The following is a 14,911-nucleotide window of genomic DNA, read 5'->3' as shown; positions in this document are numbered from 1 at the left end:
CTTATGCAATACGTGGATTAAGTTTGTCTGCATTGATTTCGAACTTTTTAATCGCGTCTTCAACAATACTTGCTTGAATATCACCACGTTTAGCTAGTTCTCCTAATGCGGCAATCACCACATAAGATGCATCGACTTCAAAATGATGACGTAAATTTTCCCGACTATCACTACGACCAAATCCATCAGTGCCTAGCACCCGGTAGCTTTCTGCTGGTACAAATCCACGAATTTGTTCGGCATAAAGTTTCATATAATCAGTTGAAGCAACAGCAGGGTTGTTATTCATTATTTGAGCAACATAAGGCACTTTAGCAGGTTCGCTTGGATGTAACATGTTGTAACGTTCACAATCTTGACCATCTCGAGCAAGCAAAGTAAATGAAGTGACACTATAAACGTCTGAACTGACACCATAGTTTTTAGCCAAAATATCCGCCGCTTCACGAACATGTCGTAGCATTGAACCCGAGCCTAATAATTGTACAGTTGGTTTCCCTTGTTGCCCCTCTACGGTATCAAGTTTATAGATACCACGACAAATCCCCTCTTGCGCACCTTCTGGCATTGCAGGTTGGGCATAGTTTTCATTAAGTGTTGTAATGTAATAGTAAACATTTTCTTGTTCACCATACATACGACGTAAGCCATCTTGCATAATAACCGCCACCTCATAAGCATAAGCTGGATCGTATGATAAGCAGTTAGGAATGGTTAACGCTTGAATATGGCTATGGCCATCTTGATGTTGTAAACCTTCACCATTTAACGTCGTCCGGCCTGATGTTCCTCCAATCATAAAGCCTCGTGCTTGCTGATCGCCCGCCGCCCACATTAAATCACCAACACGTTGGAAGCCAAACATGGAGTAATAAATGTAGAAAGGAATCATAGGGAAATCATTATTACTGTAGGATGTCGCCACCGCTAGCCATGATGCCGTTGCACCACATTCGTTGATACCTTCTTGCAGAATTTGTCCTTTCTCGTCTTCACGATAGTAAGCAACCTGTTCTTTATCTTGTGGAGTATACTGTTGACCATGTGGGTTATAAATACCAATTTGGCGAAATAGACCTTCCATACCAAAAGTACGCGCTTCATCAGCCAGAATTGGCACTAATCGTGGCGCTAAATCCTTATCCTTTAACATGATGTTAAGCGCCCGCACAAAAGCGATAGTGGTTGAAATTTCTTTGGATTGGGCTTCAAGCAATGGGGCAAATTCGCTTAACGGAGGAATCGAAACCGTTCCTGAGAATTTGGTTAATCTTGAAGGTACATAACCATGTAACGCTTGGCGACGTTCATGAATATATTTATATTCTGGTGTATGTTCTTCAAATTTGATGTAAGGCAATTTTTCAAGTGCTTCATCAGTCACCGGAATATTAAAGAAGTCACGAACATGACGAACACCATCGATATTCATTTTTTTGACTTGGTGCGCTATGTTTTTCGCTTCAGCAGCTTCACCCATACCATAACCTTTAATGGTGTGAGCTAAAATAACAGTTGGTCGACCTTTGGTCTCTTTTGCTCTGGCAAAGGCAGCAAACATTTTTTCAGGGTCTTGACCACCACGATTAAGTCTAAAAATTTCAGCATCAGACATATCTTTGACTAATTCAGCGGTTTCCGGATATTTACCGAAGAAATGTTCACGAACATAAGCACCGTCTTTGGATTTGAAGGTTTGATAATCGCCATCAAGGGTTTCATTCATTAAACGAATTAATTTACCCGATTTATCTTTTTGCAATAAATGATCCCAGCGATCCCCCCAGAGCACTTTTATTACATTCCAACCAGCACCGGCAAATACCCCTTCAAGTTCATTAACTATTTTGCCATTACCGGTTACCGGGCCATCAAGGCGTTGTAAATTACAGTTGATAACAAAGACTAAATTATCAAGTTTTTCACGTGTTGCAACGGTGATTGCACCTTTTGCTTCTGGCTCATCCATTTCACCATCACCTAAGAAAGCATAAACGGTTTGTTCGCTAGTATCTTTCAAACCACGATGGTTCAAATATTTTAAAAAGCGAGCTTGGAAGATAGCGCTGATAGGACCTAATCCCATTGAAACGGTTGGGAATTGCCAAAATTCCGGCATTAATTTAGGATGAGGATAAGATGATAAGCCTTTACCATGAACTTCTTGTCTAAAGTTATCAAGTTGTTCTTCGGTTAAGCGACCTTCAATAAAAGCACGAGAGTAAATACCCGGTGAAATATGACCTTGGAAGTAGATTAAATCACCGCCATCTTTTTCATTGCGAGCACGAAAAAAATGATTGAAACAAACTTCATAAAATGTCGCTGCCGATTGAAATGATGCCATGTGACCGCCAAGTTCTAAATCTTTTTTAGAAGCGCGTAGCACCATCATAATTGCATTCCAGCGAACAATAGAACGGATTCGTCTTTCAATTTCCCAATTACCAGGATAAGCAGGTTGTTCGTCAACTGGGATAGTGTTTATATAATTACTGGTTGAAGAACCAAAAAGTAAAGGAACACCGCCATCGCGGGCTTTATTAACAATTTGCTCAATTATATACTGCGCACGTTCGACGCCTTCCTCTCGAATAATAGAATCTAAACTTTCCAGCCAATCTTTCGTTTCGACTGGATCGATATCATTCATTTGCATGTCCGACATATAAAAACCTCTTTTTTATTTAAAAAATGCAGTTTTTGCTATCCTTAGCTATAACAGACGCCATAACTAAAATTACAAGCTCCAACTTTTGCATTACGGATGCTTTATTGATATCAGTCTGCCATTTTCCATTAAAAAGTAAAGCAAACCACTGTCTGGAAAAGAATGTTAATTCCTATTAAATTAATCAACTATTTCAATTATTAATTTAAATATAAAGATAATTATTTGATATAAGTCAAATTTAGTTCGTGAGATTGGAAAGAATATTACCTTATGAGTTATACCTTGAATACTTAGCGATTGTCAAGTTATAGTAAAATCTGCTATATAGTTGTTAATTTGTTGATAAATTAACACTGATAAGTACATGCCAAATAAAAACGTAATTATTAAACAATTGAGAACCATGCCTTATTTGCAAGTTTATCAAGCTATGCATGATTTTACTAAGCAGCGTAATAACCAAACGCTTGATGAGATTTGGTTAGTTGAACACTCACCGGTTTTTACCCAAGGCAAAGTTGGTAAACCAGAACATTTGCTCATTAAAACTGATATCCCTGTTGTGCAAACTGATAGAGGTGGACAAATTACTTATCATGCGCCCGGACAGCAAATTATGTATATCTTATTTGATTTAAAAAGGCGTAAAATGAGTATTCGTGATGTCGTCAATTATTTAGAAAATAGTGTTATTCAAACATTGAAACACTACGAAATTACTGCATATTCAAAGCAAGACGCCCCTGGCGTTTATATTAATCAACAAAAGATCTGCTCTCTTGGATTACATATTAAGCATGGCTGCACCTTACATGGATTAGCCCTTAATATTGATATGGATCTGACACCTTTTAATTATATCAATCCTTGTGGCTATGCTGGGTTACAAATGACGCAAATGAAACATTATATTGCAGAAATTGATCGCCAAGAGATTAACCAATTATTAACTGACCATTTTATTAATCAGTTACCAAACTATTAAAATGTTAACTATGCAAAATACTCAAAACCTAACCCGCAGTTCAAAATATCGTGATGCAGACAAAACACGTCTTATTCCTTCTATTACCTTAGAAGATAGTGCACCATTAAAAAAACCAGAATGGATGAGAATCAAGTTGTCGGCAAATACTGATAATATTGCACATATCAAAAATACTATACGTAAACATGGTTTACATTCGGTTTGTGAAGAAGCGTCATGTCCTAACTTGGCTGAGTGTTTTAATCATGGTACTGCAACTTTTATGATATTAGGTGATATCTGTACGCGTCGATGCCCTTTCTGTGATGTTGCCCACGGCCGCCCTTTACCGCCAGACCGTGCTGAACCTAATAAACTTGCGCAAACCATTCAAGAGATGAAGTTGCGTTATGTTGTGATCACCTCTGTTGATCGCGATGATTTGAAAGATGGCGGAGCCAGTCATTTTGCCTCGTGTACCCAAGAGATTCGATCATTGAGCCCAAATATCAAAGTTGAAACTTTAACCCCCGATTTTCGGGGATGTATTGATGAAGCCGTTGCGGTTTTAAGTGAAAATCCACCAGATGTATTTAATCATAATTTAGAAAATATTCCTCGTTTGTATAAAAAAATACGCCCTGGAGCGAGTTATAAGGGATCGTTAAGATTGCTTGAGGCATTTAAACAAAAACACCCAGAAATTCCAACAAAATCCGGATTAATGGTCGGATTAGGTGAAACCAATGAAGAACTTATTCAGGTTTTGAGAGATTTGCGTAGTCATGGCGTAACTATGTTAACTTTAGGTCAGTATTTACAGCCAAGTAAGTATCATTTACCAGTAGAGCGTTATGTTTCGCCAAAAGAATTTGATGAGCTAAAGCAGACTGCTTTGGCAATGGGGTTTACCCACGCTGCTTGTGGGCCATTTGTGCGTTCATCTTATCATGCCGATCTACAAGCGATGGGAAAAGAGGTGAAGTAATCTTCACCTTTTTAACGCAATGTTTAATTATCTACCACGATAAAGCGACGATTTTCAGTAACAATTTGTAAAAAGATAGGTAAGCTAATTTTTTCGTCTTTTAATTGTTTACCATTTAAATCATAAATTTTAGATCGTCCATATGCATCAATCACAACCGTTTTATCACCATAAAGTGCCGCTACCTGATTTTCACTACCCGCTAGAATCCATTCGCGACCTTGTTGGTCAAATAAATTCTGACCTTGGCTATACTGTTTTGCAGGGGTAGTGACATTGAATGCATATTGCATTAATGTTCTTAAAATGTCTGTTTGTGAAGTTATATTATTAATTTGTTTGGCTTCTTTACCCGGCCATGAAATAATTAATGGCACTTTTAAGGCATCTCGATTAAAACTGACTTCATCATTTCGTAAGGCGACTTTTTTGGCTTCATCAATTTTTAAATCGTTAGAACCGGTAATAATGATTATGGTGTTTTCATAAACATTAGATAATATTAAGTAAGCAATTAAAGACTCTAAATATTGATCAAGTTTTTTTGCTTCTGCCTCTAATTCAGCTATTGGCATTTTTTTGTTTTTAGTCCCAAGCGAATATTGGATAACAGAGAATAACGGAGCATGGTTTTCGAGTTTATTTTGTTCATCATGCCATGCTACCCAATTATCAGTTGTTTGTTTATTGGACTGTTTTTTACCATCAGGTGTGGTGAAATTAGACAGTAATGCATAGCGATAAAGCGGCTGAGAAAAACCATCAGCAGAAAATAGACCAACGTTATAATGCTGTTTAGTTACGGTTTCAAATAATACCGATGGTTTATGCCCTGCAAGAATACTATTATAATAATTAGGATCAAGTCCATAAAATAACGAGAAGTTATTTAAGTAGGCTTGATTACTCGCGCCATAGTGGTTAGTAAACTGTATATTCTGACCAGCAAATCCTTTAAGCCAAGGCATTTGATTAACTAATAATTGATTATTCCAACCGTCAATATCAATAATTAAAATATTGGGTTTATCTGGCTTTTCATTGAATGAAATTCGATCGAGTGGGTATTCTATTGCAATCGCAAATGGATTACCCTCTTGAATGGCTCGATTACGGTAACCATTCTCTTCAATAAAGCCATAACGCTCAAGAAAATGACGTGCAGTTAACGGATATGAAAGCGGTAAACTTGACCTTTGCATAGTAATTGGACGATAGAAGTTCGCATCAGCCCAAATATGAATTAAATGCGATGAGACAAAACATAGAATAAAAGCAATTACTACTGGCCTTGCAAAATGTTTACGTTTACTTAAGCTGCGTAGTTTTTTCCAGCTCCAAATAGCGAACAATATCTCAATTAAAAGAATAAATGGAATTAAAATATATGCACTATTTAAAAAAGAGGTTTTATCCCCAGTAAATAGTTGCCATATGGATAAATTAAGATGCATTCTAAAATGCGAAAACACTTCAACATCAATAAGTAGTAAGCTAATGCCAACTGTTGCAACAATTGTTGCAATGATCCTTTGCCAACGTGAAGAGTGAATAAAAAAGCTCAACGGGAAAAGTACAATCAAGTAAACAATGAATGTGAGAAAGCTGAAATGCCCAATCCCACTAATAATCGCATAAAAGCGCCCCATGAATGTTTGGGGCCAGTCAGCAATAAGCAAATATTGACTTCCAAGTACAATAACAACTAAAACATTAAAAAGTGTAAACCAATGACCCCAACTAATTATCTGCGAGGTTTTATCGTCTTTAATATGATTATTTTTAAGTTTGAGCATATTTAATTGTTGTTAGTCGTAATAACCTAGAGAAAATTAACTAAAATTTACCTTACAGTTTAACTGATTTTTAAAATTCTTTCTGTAATTTTTTTATTTGTTAGCACTTAGATTTAGGTTATTTGTTGGCGTTGTAATCGATACTTGTTATAATTTAATCCAATAATATAGCTAATAGAAAAGATATTAACTTTGGCAATCAAACAACTCAACTCTCAAGAAGTCCAACCTGACGTAAATTACATTGTAAATAATAGTGACATTAAAACAAATTTATACAGTGATGGATTAACCAATTTACTATCGTGGCAACCGCGCGTTGCTGCTGCGGTGTCATTGTTATGCAAAGATAACAATGCGCATTATCGTTCTCGCTTTATGCTGTTAAAAGGCTCAGAAAGTGAGCTTTTTTTCGACTTATTGCAGCAGTCTGTAAAAATAAATCTGGCAAGTTCCGATTTAGGTTATAGCTATTATTTTAGCGACAATAAAATCACATTAACCAAAGCTAAAAGCAAACAAGACAATTTTGCAGTTCAAGATAGTTGTTTATCGGCAACAATAGTAGACATGGAAAAACTATTTGGTTGTGTTAGACAGCCTGAAAATAGCTCAATTAAGTTACAAGCAGGTTTAGTTCATCATGCCAATGGTGGTGTTTTAATTTTAGGATTACGCTCGCTACTTGCTCAACCTATAATTTGGGCTAAGTTAAAACAGATGGTTTTGTCAAGAACCTTTGAATGGTTTTCGGCTGATGATTCACATCCGTTACCATTATCCATTCCAAGCATACCATTAGATTTACGCATCATTTTGGTAGGTGACAGACAATCTTTAGCTGAACTACAGGATTTTGAGCCTGAGTTTTATTCATCCTCTATTTACGCTGAATTTGAAAATGAAATGCATATAACCGAATCTTCGCGAATCAATGATTGGATGAATTATTTACAATTTATTAGTAAGCGAATGGCTTTACCCCAAATCGATCATTCTGCTTTTGCTAAAATCTATAAATATGCAACAAGATATACTGGTGATCAGTATTATTTACCACTTAGCATTGAGTGGGTACAATCGTTACTGTTAAATTCATCATATTTTCTACAAAATGAGAATATTGATGCATTGGCGGTTGGCAAAGCGTTAGAACAAAAAGCATGGCGAGAAAATTATTTAACCGAACGGTTTCATGATGAGTTTTTTACCAATCAAATTTTGATTGATACCAAGTCGCAAGTTGTTGGACAGATAAATGGCTTATCGGTTATTGAGTACCCTGGCTATCCAAAGGCGATTGGTGAGCCAACACGATTAAGCTGTCTTGTCCATTTTGGAGATGGTGAATTAATTGATATTGAACGTAAAACCGATCTTGCCGGTAATATTCATTCTAAAGGAATGATGATTATGCAAGCATTTATAATGTCGGAATTTGCAATTAACCATCAACTGCCATTTTCCACCTCTTTAGTATTTGAACAATCTTATAGTGAAATTGATGGCGATAGCGCTTCATTAGCCGGGCTTTGTGCGCTAATTAGTGCTTTATCTAATCAACCTATTGATCAACAATTAGCTGTTACAGGTTCCGTCGACCAATTTGGTCATGTTCAATCTATTGGCGGCGTAAATGAGAAAATTGAAGGCTTTTTTGCTGTTTGCCAACACCAAGGTTTAACTGGTCAACAAGGTGTCATTATTCCTGCTAGCAATCAACGTCATCTGAGCCTAAGCGATGAAGTCATTGATGCTATTAACGATGATAAATTCTCGATTTGGACTGTTGAACATGTCGCCGATGCACTCTATTTATTAACCGGAATTGCTTATAAAGATGAAAATAATATTAGTCTTTATAAATTAATTCATGCCCGAATGCAATCAATGTTAATCCAAGATAGAAAACCAGATGGTTGGCTCAGTCGCTGGAAAAAAATTGCAAAAAGTAACAATACACAATAAACTTGAGTCCAAAATTTCATTAATGCAATTTATAAAATAATTATTTAAAACGTCAGAGCTTATAATAATTATTTTATAAGCAATTATGTAATGACAACAAAATAAAAGGTTTTTTTATGACATTTGAACGTAAATCTTCGTATGATAAAGCAGATCTGATCAAATCAGGTAACAGTGAATTATTTGGTCACGATGGGCCACCATTACCGTCTGATTTGATGCTTATGATGGACCGCGTGATCGAAATGAATGAAGACGGCGGTAATTTTGGTAAAGGCTATGTTGAAGCTGAATTAGATATTAATCCTGATTTATGGTTTTTTAAATGTCATTTCAAAAACGATCCAGTAATGCCAGGTTGTCTTGGCCTAGATGCGTTATGGCAGTTAGTTGGATTTTATTTAGGCTGGATCGGCGGGAAGGGTAAAGGTCGAGCACTCGGGGTTGGAGAATTAAAATTAAAGGGTCAAATATTACCAAATAATAAAAAAGTTACTTATAAAATTAATTTCAAACGTGTTATTAATCGTAAACTAATCATGGGGATCGGTGATGGTGAAGTTTATGTAGATGGTAAGTTAATTTACGAAGCAACTGATCTTAAAGTTGGTTTATTTAAAGACACTTCTGAATTTTAATTCATTAATCTCTTAACCCCCTTGCTTAATATCAGTTAATGACTGATGATTTAGCAGGGGGTATTTATTTTTTATTTTTTATTTTTTATTTTTTATTTTTTATTTTACTATTTTAAGAATCATCCATAATGCGTTTTTTTAAAAATTTTTTTCTAGCAATTGTTCTTTTTTTTATTGTAATTAGCCAAGTTCAAGCTGACTTTAATGGTAAGGTTGTTAAAGTCATTGATGGCGATACCGTTGATATTTTAACACCGAAAAAACAAAAAGTTCGCGTTCGCTTGTTAGATATTGATGCACCAGAAAGTCGACAAGCATATGGTAATGCTGCAAGAAAATACTTAGCATCGTTAATAGCCGGTAAAAATGTTTTTGTTAAAGAAAATAAAAAAGATATTTATCAACGTACATTAGGTACAATTTTTCTAAATCAAATCAATATTAATGCTAAAATGGTTGAAAGCGGCTTTGCTTGGGCTTATCGCTATAAAGGTGTTGCAAATAATAAAAACATGGTCAAACTTGAATCAAAAGCTAAACAAAACAAAAAAGGATTATGGAAAGATAAACATCCTATAGCTCCTTGGGATTTTCGTTATCGCAACAAAAAATAGCTTTTAAACAAATCATGATTTGTTAGCTGATAATGTCACTTCAAAGTTTTTTAATATTTCTGTTGCTTATTTATAACGCTCTTCTTGAATGTCAGCAGGCATTGCAGAGATTTGTTGTTTAACTAATTCTAATTTGCCTCAAAGCTTCAAATCATTATGTTCTAAATCTCAGTACATATTAAAAATTATAGGTATAGTCTCTTAAATGAATTAAGATCACTTGCTCATAGGGTTATGGAGGATATACTTACTCTAATAGGGTAACAAAAGTGACATTGAAAATAAGCAAAGTATCCTTTATGATATTTAATAAAGGAGATGAAACGATGAAAAAAACACTAGTTCTTATCACAGCTTGTTTAGCTTTATTTTCTTGTAAAGATCAAAAAGAAGAAGAACAAGAAAAAAAGCTAATAGCACTTTCTAACAACTACAACATCCTATTATGGCCTGAGATAATCCCTAACAGCATCCCAATTAAAAAGCAAAAAATAATCTACAGTGATAATATAAATAATCTAAAAGCAAATATAACTATAGAAGCTAATTCAGATGGTTTTGTTACAAAAGTATATATTGATGAAGATGAAATCAATAAAGAAGTTGACTATACTAATGCTAATTATAAGTCAAACAATGATAAAAAAACAATTGAAAATGGACGATTAAAATTTGATGAAAATAACAATATTATAGAGATATTGAATGATCAAAATGAAATGATCACGAATGCTAAATTCGATGACGATGGCAGAATGACAAACTTAGACGATAATGAATCCAACTTTAGACTGATTCAACAGTTCAGCTATAGAGATGATAATAAATTAGAATTTTACTCGGAACGATCATTCAATGAAACAGAACCTCAAGGAACTACATCAGAACACTATTTTTTTTATAACGATCAAAATCAGTTGACACAATCTAAAATTAAAAGCCATCTTTTGCTTACTAAAACTAACTTCACTTTTGGCGAAGATGTAGAAACTTGTTTTTATTCAAAATATAACCAAAATGGCGACTGGACTGAATCCTATTGCACTAATCAAAACAATAAGAGAATATCAACTACTACGCGAACTTTAGAATATTAATTTATTTAAAATAGGCTTGGGAGCAAGGCTCATTTACAGCCTATTTTTTGGGACTTAAAAAACCCGCTACCCTATTACGTTAAAAACCCCGTTCCTCAACTTTTTTGCTGGAAATGACTGCCTACTTGGCAGTAAACGTTTTGATCGTTAACAAGGTAGAGGAAGCGGGGTTTCTAAAGTACATACTCGGCAGTAAACTAGAACACTATATACACAATTAACATTGCTTGGAAACCGATTTCCGGTTTATCCCTGTGTATGCAGGGAACTCACTTTTGAATTTTTGTCATGAAATAAATCCCCCAATATATCCCTGTACACACGGGGAACATTATAAAAGTTCTCTAATCAGGGTCTAAGTTAAGGATTAAATTAAATTAATTTAATAAAAATTATTTTATCCTTGGGAAAACAATAATCTCTTTCTTTTTAATATCTATTAGATTAGTTTTATTTGAATGCGTTGTAAAATCTGAAGCTATCATAAATTGATATTTATCATTACTAATTTTTTCCTACTTTTTATTACACTAATCTTTTTTATGACACTAAATGTCCCATCTTCTTTTAAAAACTCATGCGTAGGGTTATCGTATATTTTATCTATATCATATAATCGTAATTTCCCATTATTCAAAACTGTATATAACTTATCGTCAACTATGTTAAAAGTCGTAATATATTCGTTTTTATCTATAACGTTCCCAGAGCTTTCTTCTCGTCCGCTATCCATCCTTTCGAAAGACTGCCAATTACATCTCCAGTCACCAACAAGATATTCTTTTGTCACCTTATCATCACCACAGCCAAATAATAATAGACAGCCCAAGCTTATTAATATCTTATTAATACCATCTCCTTTTTTGATAATGATATGTTATTTATAGAATTTGGCAATAAAAAACCGCATTAAGGCGGTTTGCTCAATTGATTATAGAAATTTGCTTTAATTATTTTGCAGGGCAACTTTTTTGCAATTTTTTATAAGATTTTGCAAAACCAGCTAGAGAGAAAATAAAATCCTTAGTTTTTTTATAATTAGCTCTAATGATTAACTTTTTCCCGTTTTTTATCAAATTGCTAACTTCATTAATATCAGAAAATTCATATCCTAGCTCTTCCTTAGTCCAATTCATTTCCATGGGAGGATTTTTATCCACTCTTAATATGACTTTTGTTGAATCGCCTCTCTCACTTTCTTTTGGTAAATCATCTACAACAAATGATGTGAGACTAACTGATTTGCAATTAAATACTAACGCAGCACTATCACTATCCGATTTTGTCCTATCAAGTATGAATATTCTAGCTGATTTCTCATCAGTAATAGGATCTTCTTCAGTATCAACTATCCAGTCACCAATTTTCACTGAATTACAAAAAACAAAAAAGGGGACAAACAATAAGCAAAACATAATTTTCTTCATATCATTTCCTTAATCTTTATATTTTCCTGCAATGGTATGTTACTTATAGAATTTTTGCAATAAAAAACCGCCATTAAGCACTTTGCATGAATTTGATAACTATCCATCCACTCGACAATAAACAACCCGAACGATTATATAATTATAATTTACTGTTTAATAACCACCCACAAGGCAGTAAACCAGATCTAATCGATCTTTGGCATGGTGTGCATTTTTTACTTAAAAAACCTTTTTTAATTAATTTATATCTACTTGATTCTTAGTGATTTTATTTTTAGTTAAAAAAACGGTTGGCATTAGGATGATATTGGCTTGAAAAACCTCGTTCCTCAACTTTTTTGAAAATTTGTTTAAAAAAGATTTCTTTTTATTTTTTTGAGCGTACAATCAAAATCATCCACAAAAATAGGTAACGTTATGTTATATAATAACAAATCCACACAAACTCACCACGATAATCACGAACATTGTCATGGCGATTGTCATAATATTGCTCATAACCATACAAACAATACACATCATTCTAATGAAACAAGTCAGACTGCTTGTTGTGATGGGCATGATCACGGTTCATCACAAAAATGTGAAACTGAAGATCCCCCCGAAGACCCAGAGCGGAGTAGCCAAGGCGTTAAGTTAACTTGGAAAATTCAAGGTATGGATTGCGCCCATTGCGCAAACAAAATCGAAAATGGTGTTAAGACACTACCTAATATTAATCAAACCAAAATCATATTTTCAACCGAAAAGTTAATCGTTTTTGTTCCTAAGCATGATGATGCAGTAATCAAAATGATTGAAGATAAGGTTACTGAATTAGGCTATACGCCGATTTTTGAGTCGAGCCCGGCTCATCACCATGAACATTCGCATAGTTTTGATAAAAAGGCATTTATTCCATTAGCGGTTTTAGGTGCATTGATTGTGATTAGTTATCTCATTTTGTTGGTGAATAAAACCGCAGGTGAATATGCGTTTATTGTGACAGCTGTAGTTGGGATTATCCCAATTTTGAAAGAGGCCATTGTTTTAACCCGTAGTGGTACGCCGTTTGCGATTGAAACACTAATGAGTATTTCGGCAATGGGTGCACTGTTTATTGGCGCAGCCGAGGAAGCGACCATGGTGATCTTTCTGTTTATGATAGGTGAGATGCTGGAAGGCTTTGCGACCAGTAAGGCGAAAAAAGGTATTTCATCACTGGCAGAGTTAATGCCCGATGAGACGGTGATTATTATTGATGGTAAAAGGAAGACGGTTGCCAGTCATACCTTAAAACCAGATGATATTATCGAAATTTCATCCGGAGGGAGATTACCGGCTGATGTTATTTTGGTTAGCGAACAAGCTAGCATTGATGAAAGTGCGCTAACCGGTGAGTCCATTCCGGTTAATTACTTAAGTGGCGATAAAATTTTAGCCGGGTCGTTAGTAGTCGATAATACCATTCAACTTAAGGTGATTTCAGAATCGGGGCAAAATGCTGTCGATCGTATTTTACAGCTGATTGAAGATGCCGAGGATCGTAAAGCGCCAATAGAGCGGTTTATCGATAAGTTTAGCCGTTATTATACGCCGGCGATTACATTATTTGCGTTTTTAGTGATCCTAATTCCACCATTGTTGACCGGCGCTGATTGGTATACTTGGATATATCGAGGGTTGACGTTGTTGTTAATTGGTTGTCCTTGTGCGTTAGTGATATCAACACCAGCGGTGATTACCTCAGCTTTGTCTAGCGCGGCTAAATATGGGGTATTAATTAAGGGCGGTGCGGCACTTGAGCATATTGGCTCGATTAAGATGGTAGCGTTTGATAAGACAGGAACGTTAACCGAAGGTAAACCTCAAGTAACTGACGTGATTAATCGACATTGTTCAAACGAGGAGCTACTAGCTATTGTTGCGGCGGTTGAAAGCGGATCTCACCATCCTTTAGCTAAAGCATTAGTCGATTATGTTAAGCAACAGCCGATCGAGTTTGCCGAAGCAAATAATCGTAAAGCAATTGCTGGTGTTGGGATACAAGGTGAATTAAATCAGCAAACCTATTTTGTTGTGTCACCAAATAAGATCGAGACAGTGTCAACTGCGCTTAATGCCGAGGATGCTCATACGATTACTCAGCTTGAAGATAGTGGTAAGACGGTTGTAGTCGTTACCACCAGTCAACAGTTGCTAGGGATTATTGCTTTGCAAGATGTACTGCGTAGTGATGCTTTACCGGCTATCACTGAACTTAAGCAACTTGGTTTGCAAACCTTAATGTTAACTGGCGATAATCAACGCGCCGCAAAAGCAATTGCTGGGCAATTAGATATTGATTACCGTGCTGAGTTGTTACCAGTAGATAAGTTAGCTAAAATCGAGGAGATTGGTCGTCATACTTCTATTGCGATGGTTGGTGATGGAATTAATGATTCGCCTGCCATGAAAGCCGCCACCGTCGGGATTGCAATGGGCAGTGGAACGGATGTCGCATTAGAAACAGCGGATGCTGCGCTGACTAAAAATAGCTTATTAAGTTTACCAATGTTGATTCGCTTAACTCGCTTTGCTAATCGAAATATTAAGCAAAATATTACGATTGCCTTGGGAATTAAGTTGATATTTTTAATCACTAGTTTATTTGGCGTGACAGGGCTTTGGTTAGCAGTGTTGGCTGATTCAGGAACCACGGCAATTGTTACTGCTAATGCGTTAAGGTTATTAAGAATTAAGAATTAAGCAATTATTCAT

Annotated in this window: 12 protein-coding genes; 8 read left to right on the top strand and 4 right to left on the bottom strand. The window is 35.4% G+C overall.

Features of this window, described 5'->3' with window-relative positions; all coding sequences use genetic code 11:
• Position 1 precedes the first annotated feature (1 nt).
• Complete coding sequence (aceE, locus tag AC5LXI_RS06400; RefSeq protein WP_493444032.1) at positions 2-2,668, bottom strand: pyruvate dehydrogenase (acetyl-transferring), homodimeric type; 2,667 nt, start codon at positions 2,666-2,668, stop codon at positions 2-4.
• 370 nt (positions 2,669-3,038) lie between these two features.
• Between aceE and lipB the strand changes: the two genes are divergently transcribed.
• Both lipB and lipA read left to right on the top strand, forming a co-directional pair.
• Positions 3,039-3,659 (top strand): lipoyl(octanoyl) transferase LipB, encoded by a 621-nt coding sequence (gene lipB, locus AC5LXI_RS06395; protein WP_493444031.1) that lies wholly within the window; start codon positions 3,039-3,041, stop codon positions 3,657-3,659.
• A gap of 10 nt (positions 3,660-3,669) precedes the next feature.
• Entirely contained in the window at positions 3,670-4,629 is a 960-nt protein-coding gene (gene lipA / locus AC5LXI_RS06390) for a lipoyl synthase (protein WP_493444030.1), read from the top strand.
• Positions 4,630-4,652: 23 nt separating this feature from the next.
• Here the strand turns inward: lipA and AC5LXI_RS06385 are convergent, their stop codons facing one another.
• The gene (locus tag AC5LXI_RS06385) at positions 4,653-6,425 is read right to left on the bottom strand and encodes a DUF3413 domain-containing protein (RefSeq protein WP_493444029.1); all 1,773 of its coding nucleotides are present in this window, start codon (positions 6,423-6,425) and stop codon (positions 4,653-4,655) included.
• Between the two features lie 192 nt (positions 6,426-6,617).
• Here AC5LXI_RS06385 and AC5LXI_RS06380 point away from each other — a divergent pair, with 192 nt between their 5' ends.
• From AC5LXI_RS06380 to AC5LXI_RS06365, 4 genes are all read left to right on the top strand, one after another.
• The gene (locus AC5LXI_RS06380; protein WP_493444028.1) at positions 6,618-8,393 is read left to right on the top strand and encodes an AAA family ATPase; all 1,776 of its coding nucleotides are present in this window, start codon (positions 6,618-6,620) and stop codon (positions 8,391-8,393) included.
• 116 nt (positions 8,394-8,509) lie between these two features.
• Positions 8,510-9,031 carry a bifunctional 3-hydroxydecanoyl-ACP dehydratase/trans-2-decenoyl-ACP isomerase gene (gene fabA, locus AC5LXI_RS06375; RefSeq protein ID WP_493444027.1) on the top strand — a complete coding sequence of 174 codons (522 nt, stop codon included), beginning with the start codon at positions 8,510-8,512 and terminating at the stop codon, positions 9,029-9,031.
• Positions 9,032-9,159: 128 nt separating this feature from the next.
• Entirely contained in the window at positions 9,160-9,645 is a 486-nt protein-coding gene (locus AC5LXI_RS06370) for a thermonuclease family protein (RefSeq protein WP_493444026.1), read from the top strand.
• Positions 9,646-9,971: 326 nt separating this feature from the next.
• Positions 9,972-10,742: a hypothetical protein gene (locus AC5LXI_RS06365; RefSeq protein ID WP_493444025.1), complete on the top strand. Its 771-nt coding sequence runs from the start codon at positions 9,972-9,974 to the stop codon at positions 10,740-10,742.
• A gap of 481 nt (positions 10,743-11,223) precedes the next feature.
• Here AC5LXI_RS06365 and AC5LXI_RS06360 read toward each other — a convergent pair whose 3' ends face one another.
• Positions 11,224-11,532, bottom strand: a complete 309-nt coding sequence (locus AC5LXI_RS06360; protein WP_493444024.1) for a hypothetical protein — start codon at positions 11,530-11,532, stop codon at positions 11,224-11,226.
• A gap of 160 nt (positions 11,533-11,692) precedes the next feature.
• Positions 11,693-12,169 carry a hypothetical protein gene (locus tag AC5LXI_RS06355; protein ID WP_493444023.1) on the bottom strand — a complete coding sequence of 159 codons (477 nt, stop codon included), beginning with the start codon at positions 12,167-12,169 and terminating at the stop codon, positions 11,693-11,695.
• A gap of 86 nt (positions 12,170-12,255) precedes the next feature.
• Here AC5LXI_RS06355 and AC5LXI_RS06350 point away from each other — a divergent pair, with 86 nt between their 5' ends.
• Both AC5LXI_RS06350 and AC5LXI_RS06345 read left to right on the top strand, forming a co-directional pair.
• Positions 12,256-12,435 carry a hypothetical protein gene (locus AC5LXI_RS06350; RefSeq protein WP_493444022.1) on the top strand — a complete coding sequence of 60 codons (180 nt, stop codon included), beginning with the start codon at positions 12,256-12,258 and terminating at the stop codon, positions 12,433-12,435.
• Positions 12,436-12,589: 154 nt separating this feature from the next.
• A complete protein-coding gene (locus AC5LXI_RS06345) occupies positions 12,590-14,899 on the top strand; it encodes a zinc/cadmium/mercury/lead-transporting ATPase (protein ID WP_493444021.1) in 2,310 nt (769 codons plus the stop codon).
• The last annotated feature ends 12 nt before the right edge of the window (positions 14,900-14,911 follow it).

It is taken from the genome of Gilliamella sp. LMG 34361, assembly GCF_984569075.1.
The sequence above is the reverse complement of the archived record's forward strand: the minus strand, read 5'-3'. Positions and strand labels throughout refer to the sequence as shown.

What these genes read in the sequence shown, in the direction of transcription:
- aceE (WP_493444032.1), bottom strand. Translation starts at nt 2,668, where the DNA reads ATGTCGGACATGCAAATGAATGATATCGATCCAGTCGAAACGAAAGAT.
- lipB (WP_493444031.1), top strand. Translation starts at nt 3,039, where the DNA reads ATGCCAAATAAAAACGTAATTATTAAACAATTGAGAACCATGCCTTAT.
- lipA (WP_493444030.1), top strand. Translation starts at nt 3,670, where the DNA reads ATGCAAAATACTCAAAACCTAACCCGCAGTTCAAAATATCGTGATGCA.
- AC5LXI_RS06385 (WP_493444029.1), bottom strand. Translation starts at nt 6,425, where the DNA reads ATGCTCAAACTTAAAAATAATCATATTAAAGACGATAAAACCTCGCAG.
- fabA (WP_493444027.1), top strand. Translation starts at nt 8,510, where the DNA reads ATGACATTTGAACGTAAATCTTCGTATGATAAAGCAGATCTGATCAAA.
- AC5LXI_RS06370 (WP_493444026.1), top strand. Translation starts at nt 9,160, where the DNA reads ATGCGTTTTTTTAAAAATTTTTTTCTAGCAATTGTTCTTTTTTTTATT.
- AC5LXI_RS06365 (WP_493444025.1), top strand. Translation starts at nt 9,972, where the DNA reads ATGAAAAAAACACTAGTTCTTATCACAGCTTGTTTAGCTTTATTTTCT.
- AC5LXI_RS06355 (WP_493444023.1), bottom strand. Translation starts at nt 12,169, where the DNA reads ATGAAGAAAATTATGTTTTGCTTATTGTTTGTCCCCTTTTTTGTTTTT.
- AC5LXI_RS06350 (WP_493444022.1), top strand. Translation starts at nt 12,256, where the DNA reads ATGAATTTGATAACTATCCATCCACTCGACAATAAACAACCCGAACGA.
- AC5LXI_RS06345 (WP_493444021.1), top strand. Translation starts at nt 12,590, where the DNA reads ATGTTATATAATAACAAATCCACACAAACTCACCACGATAATCACGAA.